Annotated in this window: 15 protein-coding genes and 1 pseudogene; 7 read left to right on the forward strand and 9 right to left on the reverse strand. The window is 59.6% G+C overall.

What is annotated here, in order from left to right; genetic code table 11:
* The first annotated feature begins 22 nt into the window (after window positions 1-22).
* Window positions 23-325 carry a DUF167 domain-containing protein gene (locus EL388_RS13050; RefSeq protein ID WP_126463820.1) on the forward strand — a complete coding sequence of 101 codons (303 nt, stop codon included), beginning with the start codon at window positions 23-25 and terminating at the stop codon, window positions 323-325.
* Window positions 326-332: 7 nt separating this feature from the next.
* Here the strand turns inward: EL388_RS13050 and rng are convergent, their stop codons facing one another.
* The 6 genes from rng to EL388_RS13080 all read right to left on the reverse strand — a co-directional run bounded on the left by rng (window position 333) and on the right by EL388_RS13080 (window position 6,041).
* Window positions 333-1,787 carry a ribonuclease G gene (rng, locus tag EL388_RS13055; RefSeq protein WP_126463821.1) on the reverse strand — a complete coding sequence of 485 codons (1,455 nt, stop codon included), beginning with the start codon at window positions 1,785-1,787 and terminating at the stop codon, window positions 333-335.
* Between the two features lie 58 nt (window positions 1,788-1,845).
* The gene (locus tag EL388_RS13060; RefSeq protein ID WP_126463822.1) at window positions 1,846-2,454 is read right to left on the reverse strand and encodes a Maf family protein; all 609 of its coding nucleotides are present in this window, start codon (window positions 2,452-2,454) and stop codon (window positions 1,846-1,848) included.
* A gap of 76 nt (window positions 2,455-2,530) precedes the next feature.
* Window positions 2,531-2,998, reverse strand: a complete 468-nt coding sequence (gene rlmH, locus EL388_RS13065; protein ID WP_126463823.1) for a 23S rRNA (pseudouridine(1915)-N(3))-methyltransferase RlmH — start codon at window positions 2,996-2,998, stop codon at window positions 2,531-2,533.
* 369 nt (window positions 2,999-3,367) lie between these two features.
* Window positions 3,368-4,834, reverse strand: coding sequence for an ammonium transporter (locus EL388_RS13070; protein WP_126463824.1), 1,467 nt, complete (start codon window positions 4,832-4,834; stop codon window positions 3,368-3,370).
* Between the two features lie 10 nt (window positions 4,835-4,844).
* The gene (gene glnK, locus EL388_RS13075) at window positions 4,845-5,183 is read right to left on the reverse strand and encodes a P-II family nitrogen regulator (protein ID WP_126463825.1); all 339 of its coding nucleotides are present in this window, start codon (window positions 5,181-5,183) and stop codon (window positions 4,845-4,847) included.
* 69 nt (window positions 5,184-5,252) lie between these two features.
* The gene (locus EL388_RS13080) at window positions 5,253-6,041 is read right to left on the reverse strand and encodes a TorF family putative porin (RefSeq protein ID WP_126463826.1); all 789 of its coding nucleotides are present in this window, start codon (window positions 6,039-6,041) and stop codon (window positions 5,253-5,255) included.
* Between the two features lie 233 nt (window positions 6,042-6,274).
* Here EL388_RS13080 and EL388_RS13085 point away from each other — a divergent pair, with 233 nt between their 5' ends.
* The 6 genes and pseudogenes from EL388_RS13085 to EL388_RS13110 all read left to right on the forward strand — a co-directional run bounded on the left by EL388_RS13085 (window position 6,275) and on the right by EL388_RS13110 (window position 12,386).
* Window positions 6,275-6,514 carry an accessory factor UbiK family protein gene (locus EL388_RS13085; protein ID WP_126463827.1) on the forward strand — a complete coding sequence of 80 codons (240 nt, stop codon included), beginning with the start codon at window positions 6,275-6,277 and terminating at the stop codon, window positions 6,512-6,514.
* Window positions 6,514-7,710 (forward strand): M48 family metallopeptidase, encoded by a 1,197-nt coding sequence (locus EL388_RS13090; RefSeq protein ID WP_126463828.1) that lies wholly within the window; start codon window positions 6,514-6,516, stop codon window positions 7,708-7,710. Before EL388_RS13085 ends, EL388_RS13090 begins: the two co-directional genes overlap by 1 nt.
* A 112-nt stretch (window positions 7,711-7,822) precedes the next feature.
* A pseudogene (locus tag EL388_RS14375) lies at window positions 7,823-8,668 on the forward strand (YifB family Mg chelatase-like AAA ATPase); the annotation flags it as partial.
* 76 nt (window positions 8,669-8,744) lie between these two features.
* Window positions 8,745-10,514, forward strand: coding sequence for a Tn7-like element transposition protein TnsE (locus tag EL388_RS13100; RefSeq protein WP_126463830.1), 1,770 nt, complete (start codon window positions 8,745-8,747; stop codon window positions 10,512-10,514).
* 530 nt (window positions 10,515-11,044) lie between these two features.
* Entirely contained in the window at window positions 11,045-11,647 is a 603-nt protein-coding gene (locus EL388_RS13105) for a hypothetical protein (protein ID WP_126463831.1), read from the forward strand.
* Between the two features lie 4 nt (window positions 11,648-11,651).
* Window positions 11,652-12,386 (forward strand): hypothetical protein, encoded by a 735-nt coding sequence (locus tag EL388_RS13110; RefSeq protein ID WP_126463832.1) that lies wholly within the window; start codon window positions 11,652-11,654, stop codon window positions 12,384-12,386.
* 49 nt (window positions 12,387-12,435) lie between these two features.
* Here the strand turns inward: EL388_RS13110 and EL388_RS13115 are convergent, their stop codons facing one another.
* The 3 genes from EL388_RS13115 to EL388_RS13125 all read right to left on the reverse strand — a co-directional run bounded on the left by EL388_RS13115 (window position 12,436) and on the right by EL388_RS13125 (window position 16,270).
* Window positions 12,436-12,888, reverse strand: coding sequence for a thermonuclease family protein (locus EL388_RS13115; RefSeq protein WP_232019135.1), 453 nt, complete (start codon window positions 12,886-12,888; stop codon window positions 12,436-12,438).
* 313 nt (window positions 12,889-13,201) lie between these two features.
* Window positions 13,202-15,046: an ATP-binding protein gene (locus EL388_RS13120; protein ID WP_126463833.1), complete on the reverse strand. Its 1,845-nt coding sequence runs from the start codon at window positions 15,044-15,046 to the stop codon at window positions 13,202-13,204.
* Window positions 15,047-15,058: 12 nt separating this feature from the next.
* Entirely contained in the window at window positions 15,059-16,270 is a 1,212-nt protein-coding gene (locus EL388_RS13125; protein ID WP_126463834.1) for a hypothetical protein, read from the reverse strand.
* Window position 16,271: the final 1 nt, after the last annotated feature.

Here is a 16,271-nt window from a genome sequence, read left to right on the forward strand (position 1 = left end):
GGACGCGGAGTCGCTTCGCGACATGTTGATTCCTGCCTGGCTGCGGCCAGCCAACGGTGGCTGCGAGCTGGCCCTGCACATCCAGCCCGGCGCCTCGAAGAGCGGCATCGCCGGCCTGCACGGCGAGGCCCTCAAGGTGAGAATCCAGGCGCCGCCGGTGGAGGGCGCGGCCAACGCCGCGCTGCTCGCCTTCATCGCCAAGGCCTTGGGCCTGGCCCCGCGCGAGGTCAAGCTGCTGCGCGGCGAGAAATCCCGGCAGAAGACGCTGTGGGTGGCGCTGACGCCGGAGGCGGTGCTGGCGCGGCTTGAACTGCCCCCGACCTAGTCCCGCCTCACAACAGGATGATGTCGTACTGCTCCTGACTGAACAGGCTCTCCACCTGCATGGAGATCGGCTTGCCGATGAAGTCGGACAGCTGGGCCAGGCTCTGCGACTCCTCTTCCAGGAACAGGTCGATCACCGGCTGCGCCGCCATGATGCGGAACTCGCGCGCCTCGAACTGGCGGGCCTCACGCAGGATGCCGCGCAGGATCTCATGGCACACGGTCTGCGCGGTCTTGATCTGGCCGCGGCCCTGGCAGGTGGGGCAGGGCTCGCACAGCACCCTGGCCAGACTCTCGCGCGTGCGCTTGCGGGTCATCTCGACCAGCCCGAGCGAGGTGAAGCCGTTGATGGTCATCCGAGTGCGGTCGCGGGCCAGGGCCTTGTTCAGCTCGTTGAGCACCGCTTCCTTGTGCTCGGCGTTATCCATGTCGATGAAGTCGAGGATGATGATGCCGCCGAGGTTGCGCAGGCGCAGTTGCCGAGCGGCGGCCTGGGCCGCCTCCAGATTGGTCTTGAAAATGGTCTCGTCGAAGGTGCGGCCGCTGGTGAAGCCGCCGGTGTTGACGTCGATGGTGGTCAGCGCCTCGGTCTGGTCGATGATGAGATAACCGCCGGACTTGAGGTCGACCCTTCTCGCCAGGGCCCGCTCGATCTCCTCCTCGACGCCGTAGAGGTCGAACAACGGCCGCTCCGCTGCATAGTGATAGACCTTGTCGGCGACGTTGCGGACGAACTCGCTGGCGAAGCCCTGCAGCTTCTGATAGGTCTCGCGCGAATCGACCAGGATGCGCGTGGTCTCGGTGGTGGCGATGTCGCGCAGCACGCGGTGGGCGAGGTCGAGCTCGTGATAGAGCCGCAGCGGCGCCTGGACGTTCTCGGCCCGGGCCTGGATGGCGTCCCACAAGGTGTGCAGGTATTCGACGTCGGCCGCCAGTTCCTGGTCCTCGGCCATGTTGGCCATGGTGCGGATGATGAAGCCGCCGTGCTCGTCCTGGGGCAGCACCCGCTGCAGGCGGTCGCGCAGCACTTCGCGCTCGGCCTCGTCCTCGATCTTCTGCGAGATGCCGATGCGGGTCTCCTGCGGCAGGTAGACCAGGAAGCGGCCGGCCATGCTGATCTGGGTCGACAGCCGGGCGCCCTTGGCCCCGATCGGGTCCTTGATCACCTGCACCATCAGGCTTTGGCCTTCGTGCAGGATGCGCTCGATCGGCCGCGGATTGCCGTCGCCGTTGCGGGCATCCCAGATGTCGGCGACATGGAGAAAGGCGGCACGGTCCATGCCGATGTCGACGAAGGCCGACTGCATGCCGGGCAGCACCCGACTGACCTTGCCCAGGTAGATGTTGCCGACCAGGCCGCGCTGGCCCTCGCGCTCGATGTGCAATTCCTGGACGGCACCCAGGTAAATCACCGCCACCCGCGTCTCCTGCGGGGTGATGTTGATCAGAATTTCTTCGCTCATGGTTCCGAACCGCAATATGGATTCGCCAGCCGACGCGTCATCGGCTGGCGGATCGACACTACAGGACGGAGATGCCCACCTCCTTGAGCAGCGCCGCCGTCTCGAACAACGGCAGGCCCATGATGCCCGAATAACTGCCTTCGATGTGCTCGATGAACACCGCGGCCCGGCCCTGGATGCCATAGCCGCCGGCCTTGTCCATCGGTTCGCGGCTCTCGACATAGGCCGCGATCTCGGCCTCGTCCAGAGCGCGGAAGCGCACCTTGCTGCTCGACAGCGCGACATGCACCTGGCCCTCCCAGGCGATGGCGACGCCGGAATGCACCTGATGGGTCTTGCCGGCATAGTCGCGCAACCACTCGGCCGCCTGCTCCGGCGTGGCCGGCTTGCCCAGGACCATGCCGTCCACCGCGACCGTGGTGTCGGCAGTGAGGATGGGCATGACCGGCAGCCGGCGACCGGTGACGGCGAGGATGCCGGCCTCGGCCTTGAGCCGGGCCACCCGCACCACGTAGTCGACCGGGCGCTCGCCCGGCAGCGGCGTCTCGTCGACGTCGGCGCGGCCGGCCTGGTGGCGCAAGGGCAACACCATGGCATCGATGCCGATCTGGCGCAGCAGCTCCAGCCGGCGCGGGCTTTGCGAGGCGAGGTAGATGCGCTTCTGCATGGCCCGATTATCGCTTATGCCTCGCGCCCGGCAAGGGGCGTGCCCATGTCGGGTCTATGCCGTCGTGCCAACTGTCTCACTCCCGATGATAGGGATGACCCTGGAGCAGGCTCAGCGCCCGATACAACTGCTCGCTCAATAACACCCTGACCATGCCGTGCGGCAGGGTCAGGCGCGACAGCGCCAGCTTGAGCTCCGCCCTTTGCAGCAGCTCCGGCGCCAGGCCATCGGCGCCGCCGATGACCAGGGCGATGTCGCGCCCCTCGGCCAGCCAACCCTGCAGGAGCCCGGCCAGGCCCTTGGTGTCGGGCATCTGGCCGTGTTCGTCCAAAGCGACCAGGCGCGCCCCCTTCGGTAGCTTCTCCAGGATGCGCCCCGCCTCCAGCGCCTTGATCCGGTCGACCGACTGGCCGCCGCGCTTCTCCGGCTTGACCTCGATCAGCTCCACGCGCGCCTCGCGCGGCAGGCGTTTGAGGTATTCGGCGCAGGCGGTCTCGACCCAGCCCGGCATCTTGTCGCCGACAGCGATGATCAGCAGTTTCACGTGACCGCTCGGAAATGAATTGCCGCCACTATAAGAGCCTGTCTCATAAAATCCTATGGGCGCGATGGTGGCGATTTTGACGCAGGCCGCGAAGCGCAACGCGCGGTTTGGTCGTTCCAAACAAGCGGTGCGCGACAAAGGCCTGTGGCAAAATCGCCCCATCCCGAAGGGTTGCCGTCAGAAACGGCGTCTGCTGCGTTGCGGCGCTTGGCAATGGAACAACCATTGCCCGCGCACCACGCCTTGCATCCATCCGTTTCTGACGGCAACGCGCTCCACAGGATTTTATGAGACAGGCTCTAGGGCCGCCCAGAAAAAAGGGCGCCCGAGGGCGCCCAAATCCTTGCGGAGGAGAGTCGTAGAAGCGTGTTACAGGGTGTAGGCCCGCTCGCCGTGGGTGGCGGTGTCGAGGCCCTCGCGTTCCTCTTCCTCGCTCACGCGCAGGCCCATGGTCATGTCGATCAGCTTGAACAGCACGAAGCTGACGACGCCGACCCAGATCACGGAGACACCCACGCCCCAGAGCTGACTGGTCACCTGGGCGCCGAAGTTGTACTCGGCCACGGCGTTGGTGGCGTAGTCGAACACGCCGGTGCCGCCCAGGGCCGGGTTGACCACGATGCCGGTGCCGATGGCGCCGATGATGCCGCCGATGCCATGGACGCCGAAGACGTCGAGCGAGTCGTCATAGCCCAGGGCATGCTTCAGACCGGTCACGCCCCAGAGGCAGGCGACACCGGCGATGGCGCCGAGGACCAGGGCACCGAAGGGACCGGCGAAACCGGCGGCCGGGGTGACCGCAACCAAGCCGGCGACCGCGCCGGAGGCGATACCCAGCATGGAGGGCTTGCCCTTCATCGCCCATTCAGCCGCCATCCAGGACAGGGCTGCAGCGGCGGTGGCGACCACGGTGTTGACCATGGCCAGCACGGCGGTGCCGGTGGCTTCCAGGTTGGAGCCGGCGTTGAAGCCGAACCAGCCCACCCACAGCAGCGAAGCGCCGACCATGGTCGCCATCAGGTTGTGCGGCGGCATGGGGTCGCGGCCGTAACCGACCCGCTTGCCGATCACGATGGCGCCCATGAGCGCGGCCATGGCGGCGTTGATGTGGACCACGGTGCCGCCGGCGAAGTCGAGCGCGCCCTTGGCGAACAGGAAGCCGGCCGGGTCGCCGTAGGCGGACGGGCCGCCCCAGAACCAGACCATGTGCGCCATCGGCAGATAGGCGAAGGTGAACCAGAGCACGATGAACACCAGGAGCGCGGAGAACTTGATGCGCTCGGCGAAGCCGCCGACGATGAGGGTGGCGGTGATCGCGGCGAAGGTGAGCTGGAACACCATGAACACCATCTCGGGAATGACCACGCCCTTGCTGAAGGTCTCGACGTTCACCGAGGGATCGACCCCGGCCAGGAAGGCCTTGGACAGTCCGCCGATGAAGCTGGTGAGATCGCCGCCGGCGGTGAACGCCAAACTGTAGCCGTACACCACCCAGAGGATGGCGACCAGGCAGAAGATGGCGAACACCTGGGTCAGCACCGACAGCATGTTCTTCGACCGCACCAGACCGCCATAGAACAGGGCGACGCCGGGGATGGTCATCAGGATCACCAGCAGGGTGGACACCAGCATCCAGGTGGTGTCGCCCTTGTCCGGGGTCGGCGCGGCGGCGGGAGCCGCCTCAGCCGGGGCCGGAGCAGGGGCAGCCGCGTCGGGCGCAGGCGCAGCCTCGGCGGCGGCAACCGGCGCCGGGGCCGGCATCGGTTCTTCGGCGAAGCTCATGCCGGACAGGCCGAGCAGGCCCACCAGACTCAGTACAGCTAGCAAACGTCGCATGGTCGTCTCCTTAAATGGCTGCGTCGCCGGACTCGCCGGTGCGGATGCGGACAACCTGTTCCAGGTCGTAGACGAAGATCTTGCCGTCGCCGATCTTGCCGGTCTGGGCCGATTTCATGATCGCCTCGATGACCTGCTCGAGCATCTCTGCCTTCACGGCCACCTCGATCTTCACCTTGGGCAGAAAGTCCACCACGTACTCGGCGCCGCGGTAGAGTTCGGTATGTCCCTTCTGCCGGCCGAAGCCCTTGACCTCGGTGACGGTGATCCCGGTCACGCCGATGGCGGACAGGGCCTCGCGCACCTCGTCGAGCTTGAAGGGTTTGATGATTGCGGTAACGAATTTCATGTCGTCTCCCAACTTTGCACGGGGGGAAGACCGGGGTGAGTGATGGCGCAGCTCCGGTCTACCAGTGGATCAAAGCGCCTTGGAAATCCAGAAGAAGGCGGTACCATCACCCAGGTATTCACCGTTGGCATCGGTCCAGTTTGCCTTTTTGGCATTGGTGTCCGAATAGGCCACGCCGACCGTGACGCCGGACATCACGTTGGACATCTTGCCCATGTCATAGGTCAAGCTGACCTTCCAGTCGTCGTAGTCCTGGTTCTTGTAATTGTCGAAGCTGAACGTGCCCCAGTGCGCGCCAACGGTCAGGCCGGTCTCGCCGATCGGCAGGCTGGCCGAGAGGTCCCAATAATCGGAACCGGTCGCGTCTTTGGTGCCGGCCGGCTTGCCGAAACCGAAGGCACCGTCGCTGACGACATAGGAGTACTTGACGGTGAACCACTTCCAACCCAAGGCGGCATAGACCTCGGTGGTGTCGGCATCGGGAACTATCGCGCTGTTCCGGTCGCCCGGATAGATGTAACCAATCACGCCCAGGTCATAGCTGATGCCGGCCTTCTCGAAGCTGCCACGGTAGCCACCGTAGAGGTCGATCTCCAGGTTGCCGGAATCGTAGCCCTGATAGTCTTCGATCCAGCCCACGTTGGAAGCCCAGGTACCCAGGTAGAAACCGCTGCTATGGCTGTAGTCCAGACCACCCTGGATGGCCGGGTCGCCACCGGTTTGGGAGATGCCGCGGAACAGATAGTTGCTGGTCAGGGAAACGTTACCGGTAAGGGTGTGGGGGCTGTCGGCCGCGGCCGCCAGGCTCGGTACCGTCACCAGACCCGCCAGGACCAGAGAGGCATACAGTTTTTTCATCGCTAAACTCCTCGGTTGCAAATGGAAGTGCAATAGCGCACGACCTCTCGTTAGCATTTGCCGTGCCAGAAGTTTTAATGCTTATAAAACATATAGATAACGCGCATTGGCAAAATTGCGCCGCCATCTTGCCCAAGCCTGGTGCAGCCACGGCCCGTCATGCACCACGGCGGTGCCGGCCATCTTAGAAGCGCTTTGCTAAACTGCGAGCCATTCATTCATGAGGTCACCCCATGCTCGCCAACAAACTGCTCGACGAGATCAACGCCAAGGTCTCCGAAGTCATCGCCGCCAGTCCGGCCAAGGACATCGAAAAGAATCTCAAGGCCACGCTGACCGGCCTGCTGGGCAAACTCGACCTGGTCACCCGCGAGGAATTCGACGTCCAGGCCCAGGTGCTCGCCCGCACCCGGGAGAAGCTGACCGCCCTGGAAGAGCGCCTGGCCAAGCTGGAACAAGACCGCCCGGCGTAATGAGGCGCAGCTTCAGCGCGGCCCTGCTCGCCGCCACCCTGATCGGATGCACGAGCAACCCGATCACCGGGCGCTCGCAGCTCATCCTGATCTCGGAATCGCAGGCCATCGCGCAATCGAGCCAGGCCTACCGGGCCGAGCTCGCCCCCTGGGCGAAAAAAGGCAAACTCAACAACGACCCCGCGATCCAGGCGCGCATCAACGGCATCACCGACCGTCTGATTACCCAGGCCATCCGCTACCGGCCGGAGACCGAGCGCTGGGACTGGCAGGTCGCGGTGATCGACGAGCCCAAGACGGTGAACGCCTTCTGCCTGCCCGGCGGCCGCATGGCCATCTACACCGGCCTGATCGACAAGCTGCACGCCAGCGACGACGAACTCGCTCAAGTCATGGGCCACGAGATCGCCCACGCCCTGGCCAACCACGGCGCCGAGAAGATGTCGGTCGGCCTGGCCAGCGACGTCCTGGTCGGCGTGATCGGTGCCGCCTCGGGCAACAACGGCCAGCGCAACCAGCAGGTCGGCCAGCTCGCCGCCCTGCTCGCCTGGCAGCTGCCCAACAGCCGCGAGGCCGAGACCGAGGCCGACCGTATCGGCATCGAACTGGCCGCCCGCGCCGGCTTCGACCCCAAGGCCGCGCCCACGCTCTGGCGCAAGATGATCGAGAACGATGGCAGCCGCGGCCGCTTCGACTGGCTGTCCACCCACCCCGCACCGGCCAAGCGCCTGGACGAACTAGCGGCCCTGGTGCCGCAGATGGAGCCGCTTTACCAAGCCGCGCAGGCCAAGCCGCCAGTGGTGCAGTCCCGCCTGGCCAAGCGCCATGAGGCTGTCCAGCCGGTTTCGACAACCGGGGTTTGGGAGCGCTTCAAGCAGGGCGAGGCCTATCTGGACTGCAAGGACTGCCGCCAGCAGTTCGAGGCCCGCCTGGCCGAACTCAGCCGGCTACACCAGGGCCGCAAGTGGGAAGAGCTGGCCCGTGCCGTGCTGGCCATCGGCCAGGCCGAGGATCTGGCCTGGTATTACCTCGGCGCTGCGGCCGAAGGCCTGGGCCAGCCGCTGGCCGCGCGGCGCTACTACCAACTGGCTGTCCAGCTCGCACAGCACCAGGGTCTGTGCGCGACGGCAAGCGAGCGCTGCGGCGACGTGCGTCTGCCGGAGCAGGCGCAGCAAGCCTTGCGCCGCCTGCGCTGACGTCGGCTTGGCCAGACCAAGCCCAAGGTTTACGATAGCGACAGAAGCCGAGCCCACTCGGCCTGACGGCCCACAAGCGGCCGAACAATAAACTGACAGGGAGCAACATCATATGAGCTTGGCTGTGCTCTACAGTCGGGCCGCCAGCGGCATGGCAGCGCCTCAGGTCGTGGTCGAGGCGCACCTGGCCAACGGCCTGCCCAGCTTCACCCTGGTCGGCCTGCCCGAAACCGAGGTGAAGGAGGCGCGCGACCGGGTGCGCGCCGCCATCCTGCAATCCGGCTTCGAGTTTCCCGCCCGGCGCATCACGGTCAACCTGGCGCCGGCCGACCTGCCCAAGGAATCCGGCCGTTTCGATCTGCCGATCGCGCTCGGCCTGCTGGCGGCCTCGGGCCAGATTCCCAGCGACAAGCTCGACCACTACGAATTCGCCGGCGAACTGGCGCTGACCGGCGAATTGCGCCCGGTGCGCGGTGCGCTGGCCATGGTGCTGGCTGCCAGTGGCTCCGGCCGCGCCTTCATCCTGCCCGAGTCCAGCGCCCGGGAAGCCGCCTTGGCCGAGGCCGCCGAGATTCTCAGCGCCCGCTCGCTGCTCGAGGTCTGCGCCCACTTGGCCGAGCGCACGGCCCTGGCCCAGGCCGGGGCAGAGGCGCCCAGCCATAACGCGGCGGATTACCCCGACCTCGCCGACGTCAAAGGCCAGGCCGGCCCGCGCCGGGCCCTGGAGGTCGCCGCCGCCGGCGGCCATTCCCTCCTGATGAGCGGGCCACCCGGCACCGGCAAATCCATGCTGGCCCAGCGCCTGGCCGGCATCCTGCCGGCGATGACCGAGCAGGAGGCCTTGGAGGCCGCGGCCGTGCAATCCTTGACCGGCGGCTTCCGGGTCGAGCACTGGCGCCGCCGGCCCTATCGGGCACCGCACCACTCGGCCTCGGCCGTGGCCCTGGTCGGCGGCGGTGTAAATTCCATCGGTAATTGCGAACGTACATAAATAACTGCTACCTTCCTGCAAAAAATGCGAATAAAAGGAAGGTATGTCGGGCTACAAGATCAAGGAATTCCCCCAGGATGGGGCTTATTGGCGCATCGACTGGCTAGGCAAGATCCAGCCCAACATCGATGTCGAAAGCGAACCGACAATTGATGTCCTGCTGACCAAACTGCAGACTGGCTACACAGACCCGCTATCGAACGGCAGCCTGACCCAGGAGCATGCATCGGCAGCTGTTGGCATAGGGCAGCTCCCCCTACTCATGGCAGGATCGATCTGGAAAGACGGGCAATTCCATACGCATGTGCCGGCTGACCGCCATAAACTGGCCGCATTGGAAATCGATACCAGCCAAGAGCTTCGCCACGTCTTCAGTGACGGCTTGGCAGTCGACGGAGAGACCTTCGATCTCATCCCCCGGTCGCATTACAAAGTCGGCAAACACTACGCCAAGGTCAAGGACGCACCTATCGCTCTATTCCCTGGCAATGGGCAGGATCTCAGCTATTTCATCATCCCGCGCTTCGAGCTCTTTCGCTTCTACTATGCCTGTTCCAGCAAACTGGCCTTCTATGTTTGGGAAGATGCCATCGGCCATGCCATCAACCAGTCGAAGTCTGCTCAATTGGCCGGCAATGACGTGAGAATCCATCTCAGGCGGGACATGATGGACAAGGAGGCATATCTCCTCGCCAGATGGTTTGTCAGCGACAAGATGCGCCAGGAAGTCAGCTCGTTCCGCAACAAGCGAGCCATGGCCGCCGCCAACCATCCCAAGCACAAGCTGGTCGCCATCCATCCCGATATCGGCTTTCCTTTCAACGGCAAGACCAGGCTCCGCGCACTCGGCAAGAGGATCATGCTCCACGAGTCCGAATCGACCGGGCGCAAAATCTGGGCATTTCTGGCGCTACATCTCCAGTATTGCAGCCACCCGATGCCCTACCGAAACATCGTGGTTGATCGCGACAACCGTAATAAGAAAGGGGCGAACTGTGACGACCCGGGCTTGCTGCCGGCTTGGGCCGACAAGCCGAACGAAGACTCATCACAGAGCGCTGACGGGGACCCCGTTGCCACACTAGCATCGGACGAAGAACCCAAGAAGGAGCTTCGCACCAAGACCATCGACATCTATGCGCAACAGTTCGATTTACAGAATCACCGCTTGGTAAAAGAAGAAGTCGAGGTCCAGAAATATCAATCCGCAAAAGTAACCCGCGGCGGCGACTCGTTCGTGGACCAATATGGCACGGGCGAAGGGACATACGGGGAATCCAGCACTGGGCCCGCCAGCGCTTCGACCAGCCCGACGCATATGTCAGAGCGATACTTGGTCACACTCATGCCTTTCATCGAAGCACTGCGGTGGATTCGGACACAGCCGGGCACGTCGGTTGAGACCCTGGCCCTGGGCAGCGAGCATCTGTCCGTCGCAGACGAAACACTCTACTTGCTGCCTGAGATGAAACGAATGCGTTCCTGGCACCGGGTCTACTCGGATATACCTCGCACCCGAGGCATCATGGTGGCCAAAGTCACAACCCCTGGCCAAGTCTTCTACCTATTGGAGATCGAGCGTAGGGACAAGGCCGAAAGCTACTCAACGCTGGTGATGAAAAGCCGCGCGGTCGACCTGCCAGACTCACACCTCAGGGCTTTTTTGAGAACTGTGGCACGCTCCAATGGATGGCCAAGGCAGGACCATGAAAACTTTCACCACCTCAAGTACCGAGGGGTGAATCACTACAAGGAGGATACGGCTGAGAGATTTGGAGAGCGGTTAATGACTGTCGCAATCAGCCTCTCTTAGCCAGAGTGCAGGGCGCCAGGACATCCTCACACGAAAAAAGAAGGCACCTAACTGGTGCCTTCTAAAGACCCGCATCCATTGCGAGCAGGGAGTGTTGTTTGCCAGTCAACTCAGGCGTGACCTTACTTTATCAATCAGCTCATCACAACAACCGCTGACCTCAAATGACAGGCTATCCAGATTCCGGCCTTTGGCCTTAATGCTCGGCGCACTTCCATGCACGTCACATCTGCAAGACCCCACTGCCTTTCGAATATGCGACGCAACTTGCTGAAGCACCGCAGCCTCTACATAAAGCGGGGCACTTATCAAAATACGTTTAATGTAAACTTACAACTGGTTTTCCTGTAGCCTTAGGAAGGCTCTTCATTCAAGAATATCTCTCACTCCGTACCGACTGAATGTCCGCGCCAATAACCACGCCCAGCTCCGACGCAATTCTTTCAATCCTGCTGGAAGCCAAAGAGGCGGGTGTTGGCAAGATTACGCGCACGGCTCTAATCAAGTACCTCTATCTCTTGGACTTGTTTATGGCCGAAGAGACCGAAGGTACAACCTGGACTAATACCTCTTGGCGTTTTCTTCATTTCGGCCCATTCGCTAGCGCCCTTGCTGACGAGATTGACCTACTTGCCAAACACTCCAAAATCCAGGAATTCACAGGTGGGGGTGGCACAGGCAAGGACTACACTCTCTACACGGTTGGCGAATGGTCTACCGCAAAGACCTTTGAGGGTCTTGGACTCCCTAGAGATGTCCGACTAAAGCTATCCAAAGTCATCCGGGATTTTGCCAACGACCTCTCGTCGTTACTTGATATGGTTTACTTCCAGACAGAACCAATGCAAGGCGTGAGGCCTGGACAAGAGCTTTCTTTCGAATCCGCACGCAAGGTCGACTTCAAGACCGACATTAAGCCCATCAAAATTCCGATTTCAAACACTAGCCGTGCAGCACGGATTCAGGCATTGGCTAAAAAGATCGGAGAGAACTACCTCAAGACCAAACATGGGCTTCCCGCGACGTTTGTCGCACCCATCCGCGATCAATATTTTGCCGAGACCTTTATAGGGAACGAGGATGATCGGATCGAGGGCCATTACAGCGCGGAACTGACTTTCGGAGAGGGGTGAGGCGTTGGCTCAAGATGAAAAAACGGTCAGCGACATCTCGACTCTACTCGACTACTACGACACATCCAGGAATCCTGGCCCAAAGCCGGAGGTTGGACAGATTGTGTTTACTCCGGTCCTCAACACTGACCGCAAGCATATGATCGCCGATGCTCAAAGGTCCGATCCAAACAGTCACACTCGCGCGGATCTCATCATACGGGCCATTGACGACAGTTCGGATTTTCGGGGCAAGCCCGAGCGTCTTCCTATCTATGCCATGTGCCTCGGCCAAACCGAGGAATTAGTCATTACGAGGGCGAAGAAGCGACCCTGCGTTGTTCTTGCCAAATCAGACGGTGTGAAGCACATGACCTTGCCTGTAGGTCAGCAAGGGAAAGCCCTTAATGCCTTTGATGAGATCTACTGGCTTGCTCCGATATACAGCGTCTCCACGGGATCGAAAGCACGTGCCTTTGGTCCAGTCATGACCGCCCGCGTGAAATGTATGATGTACATGGAGTTTGTGTACGTTCCCCAATCTGGGCTGATCATTAGAAATCCCAGCGTAATCCGCTTGGATCGTATGTTCTGGAGCCATCTGTTGGGCGCAAGCGAGCCGCAGAGCCTATTCCTAACTCCAGAAATTCTTGGCATTTGCTGGAATCAGATTCGCATCCTGTCTGGCGATACACCCGAGGAGGACTATGTCAGCATGCGCGAGCTGCTGCTCATGGACTTGCCAGAAGAATGCAAATGATTCGATGACGGAAAATACTCTGAGGGCTCTGAGTTCTTAGCTAAAGCAATCAGTTTGATTTACGCCATTCCCAAGGTGGCTGCGGAATCGAGTCCATCCAAAGACCAATTCTCCGCATCCTGGCCATCACTTCTGCCTGCTCATACAACTGTCGATCTTCCGACGATTGCTCACTAGAGTAGCGCCGGTACCACCAAGCCATCCCATCGGCAATCTGTTGCAAGCCGATATCCCGGCCATCCACGACGACCTTACAAATCAACCTGTCATAGCGGTCACGCTTGGGACAATCGGCGACTGCCTGCTTCTGGAAGGCCAGCCGCCCCAAGTTGGTCTGTGATTTCGAGCCAAAGGCCTGTGCTTTCTCAGGGGCATCAATGCCGGCTATGCGGATTTTGTGTTGCCGATGCTGATCATCTAACAATTGAATTGTGTCGCCGTCAGTGATGGCGACGACGTATCCACTCAGCGCTGCATGCGCAGCGTGGGGAGATAAGGGCAATACTAACAGCCACGCCGTAAGGACTACGTATCGCCCCATTGTAGCCATAGTGGTCAGTTTTCCACTTCGATTTCTGCCCTAGGGGGGTTATTGTACGGCTTGGATGTCAGGCCGATGATGGCATCGGGGTCAATCATCTCACTCAGCTCCGACGAATTGAGCACATGGTCCCCTGCCGCGTCCTCCACTTCAGGATTGATTTCCCAAGGGTACGCAGTAACCATATCGCCCTAACTACTCCTCGGTTAGTAGATCGTCACAGATATCATGAGCCGCGCTCATCGCACAGCTCTGACAGAAGGAAAATCCAAGCTCACACCAGGTCAAGCACGTCAAAATCATCTTCCGGTGGGGTATTAGCGTCTGAAGCAATGGTTCGAGGCGAACCTGCTTGCCCTGATGAACCTGATCCGCCATTCAAGCCAGAATTGGCACTGATAATATCTGTGTCCGACCCATACCCCTCTATGAACATTGGGCGGCCAGAAGAACCAAGGACAGGGAGAATACCGGCAACCATGTATGAATACGTAGCAGACTGACGAGGGTCTGGCAAAGCCTGGTAAAGGTCAAAGGCTGCTTGGCCTTCCTTGGCCACGATATGTTCACGGTCAGCACCGACCCCAAGGCCAACACCATAAACCCGATAATGCAGATTACGGAAAATCTCCTTTTGAATTTCGGCGATAGTCTGCGTGATAAACATAAAGCCTACCTGGTATTTGCGTAGCATTTTGACCTTGGCTACCAAGTCCTTTACAAGCTGGCGTTTTTCCTCATCCTCCTCTGGGCTTTGTGGAATGAAACGCCCAGCCTCATCGATCACAATCATGCAGTTGGCTAGATTCTTCCCGGACTTAAAATGCATGTGGGCGTATTGACTGATACGCTTAAACACAAGATTCATCAAAACAATCTTATAGTCCTCATCCAGATCAAGCCGATTTGGGTTCAAGTCGAGAATCTTGATTTGCCCTCGTGATAACGGGCCACGCACGATATCCAACAGTTTCACCTTTGCACCACCATTTGGCATGGTGGCCGCAAAAAGCGATGTAACCTTATTCCAGCACGATTCCAACTGCCTCTTTCGCGTGGTGAAGTTGGTTGTAAATTCAGTGAGCTTGTCTTGGCGCGTTCGACCAGCATAAAGATTGGCCATGACCTGAAGCAATACCTGCTCAAAAGTATCACCATTGGGGTGTGTGACAGCCATAGCTTGGCTGAAATTCAATGTGAGCGACCAACCAGTTACCACACTCATCTCGTCAAGCAGATTCTCCATTGCGTCAATGGCATCGGCCCGCTTGTTCTTGACTCCCAGGCGGTAGAAGAAGCTCTGACTATCTGCGGAGTCCAACATTTTTGCAAAAAGATTTTCACCCTCAAGCTGGATCTGATCTAGCCGCACAACATCTCTAGCAGGGTCAAAACGTCCACCACTGAAATGCCTTAGTAGTCCATGCAGATCAAAACTAAAGCCGGTCCCCCCTCCAATCTTGTTCTCTGCAAACTCGCTCTGTGGATCGAGCAGGAGGAACCCCATATCTTGGCTAGCTGCTGTCCAAAGAGAGGTAATGGCCATAGCCATCACCGTTTTTCCAGAGCCAGATGGGCCAAAAACCCCGCCCATGTACGCCTCGCCAGATCCCCCCTGTTTTGCATCCCCAAAATGTTTCAGATATGCGGGGGCCGGTACATCACGAGATCCGTAAAACTTGCCAATAAAAGCATATCCACGCTCATGTTGTACGAGGTCAAGAACTTGCCGGGCCTCGACCATGGCCACGTCAATGCCACTTCCTGGTGGAACGGCAATACGTGCCTTCATATATCCATTTGCTGTCACTCGGTAGGCGCCAATGACTTGAATTTTTCCTTCGGTGATATCACCCACCTCAGTTAGGTGAGGAAGACGACCTCGCAGTTTGATGAAGTTCTTAAGCGCCGCCTCCTCATGCCAGCGATTAATTGTTTCGATGGAGGACACCTGGCCAAGGACAAGATAGCGATCCTCTGTCACATCATCTATGCGCACACGCACATCAAAAGCCACCAGCGCTCCTAGCAGTGCCGTATTCAGATGCCCCGCTCGCACGTCGAAAGAGACATCATTAACGGTGTTAGGTGATCCAGTTGCTCCAACGATAGTGGCCATTAGTTCTCTCCTTTAACTACGGTAGGGGCGCCCAAGATTCCACAACAAGTCGGTCTCAGACTTGCGCACAAGAATATCGCGAAGAGCAAGCTCTGAAACCTTAACGGCCTCAGAAACAAAACGATCTGCGACAAATGCTGGATAGGGTTCCATGATATCAACGGCGGCCGTGTTCCAGCCCCACCATTCAATCAACTTGGCAAGCAACGCTTTCCCACTTACACCAAACAGTGTTTGCGCCAAGAAACCATGGTTGAATTCAATCTTGTAGACACCATGCATTGGGTTGATTCGCGCATAAAGCTGTGCCAACTGGGCAAGTCCCTTGGTATGTAACAACTCCCCTGCCTTAGCTGCTTGCGCGGAGAAAGGGTAGCCCTCACCCTTAGCTGCCTGCTCTCCATTCGTGATATGTAGAGGCGGAAGTTTCTGCCCATTTTGATCAGCATGATCGAACCTAATCATAGTTCCTTCACCAAGCTCTAACACGGTGTTAGCCACTGCTTGATCGTCAAACCGATGCAATAAATCTGGTGCGTAACGCTTGATTAGACCCTTTGTAGTGACAAGCTTGAGGTTGCCAATAATATTCGGCAGCGTTAAGAACGGAGTCAGCCAGTCGCGCGCCTCAAATTCAGCAAGGGTTGCCGATGGGCCCTCATTAGCGCCCATGGCGGCTTGTCTTCTCCACTCTCGGAGTGCATCCAACCCATCTTTTAGGATTGCCTCGTAGAATTGGTTAATGGATATGAATGCTGACAAGCGACTACCGTCGATCAGCACCAATGCGGATGGGGATCCTTCGGCCAATTCGACTGCCATCATGATTTCCTGCATCGTCATCAATCCGCCCGAGATCGATGATAGCCCCATGAAATGAGGCATTACTGCGGTGCAGGCCCTCTGGCGGGAGATGATCCCAGATGGAGATAGACCAACAACACAGGACAGGGAATAAGCGGCCCCACGGTCTGCCTTTGCTACATGCGCACCGTCAATGGCATGGATAGGCAAATCGGGTTCAACGGTTACCGGAAACGAGTGCCCGGGAAGAGTGCCTAGTTTCAAGGCTCCGGGCGCATTTTTCATATGGTCGCGAATTTCATCACGACGTTCGTAGAGGAGCGTAGTTTCCTTCTGCAACGCGTCCGTCAAACTGCCAATTCTATTTACCAGGTCGGAAACTAACGAATCGGGCAAGACAACGGATGTTTCAGACGGCATC

It is taken from the genome of Sulfuritortus calidifontis (assembly GCF_003967275.1).
GTDB lineage: Bacteria > Pseudomonadota > Gammaproteobacteria > Burkholderiales > Thiobacillaceae > Sulfuritortus > Sulfuritortus calidifontis.

Excerpts from the sequence above, each read along its gene's own strand:
- EL388_RS13050 (WP_126463820.1), top strand. The coding sequence starts at position 23 with ATGTTGATTCCTGCCTGGCTGCGGCCAGCCAACGGTGGCTGCGAGCTG.
- EL388_RS13080 (WP_126463826.1), bottom strand. The coding sequence starts at position 6,041 with ATGAAAAAACTGTATGCCTCTCTGGTCCTGGCGGGTCTGGTGACGGTA.
- EL388_RS13100 (WP_126463830.1), top strand. The coding sequence starts at position 8,745 with ATGTCGGGCTACAAGATCAAGGAATTCCCCCAGGATGGGGCTTATTGG.
- glnK (WP_126463825.1), bottom strand. The coding sequence starts at position 5,183 with ATGAAATTCGTTACCGCAATCATCAAACCCTTCAAGCTCGACGAGGTG.
- rng (WP_126463821.1), bottom strand. The coding sequence starts at position 1,787 with ATGAGCGAAGAAATTCTGATCAACATCACCCCGCAGGAGACGCGGGTG.
- EL388_RS13090 (WP_126463828.1), top strand. The coding sequence starts at position 6,514 with ATGAGGCGCAGCTTCAGCGCGGCCCTGCTCGCCGCCACCCTGATCGGA.
- EL388_RS13125 (WP_126463834.1), bottom strand. The coding sequence starts at position 16,270 with ATGCCGTCTGAAACATCCGTTGTCTTGCCCGATTCGTTAGTTTCCGAC.
- EL388_RS13070 (WP_126463824.1), bottom strand. The coding sequence starts at position 4,834 with ATGCGACGTTTGCTAGCTGTACTGAGTCTGGTGGGCCTGCTCGGCCTG.
- EL388_RS13105 (WP_126463831.1), top strand. The coding sequence starts at position 11,045 with ATGGCCGAAGAGACCGAAGGTACAACCTGGACTAATACCTCTTGGCGT.
- EL388_RS13120 (WP_126463833.1), bottom strand. The coding sequence starts at position 15,046 with ATGGCCACTATCGTTGGAGCAACTGGATCACCTAACACCGTTAATGAT.
- EL388_RS13085 (WP_126463827.1), top strand. The coding sequence starts at position 6,275 with ATGCTCGCCAACAAACTGCTCGACGAGATCAACGCCAAGGTCTCCGAA.
- EL388_RS13060 (WP_126463822.1), bottom strand. The coding sequence starts at position 2,454 with ATGCAGAAGCGCATCTACCTCGCCTCGCAAAGCCCGCGCCGGCTGGAG.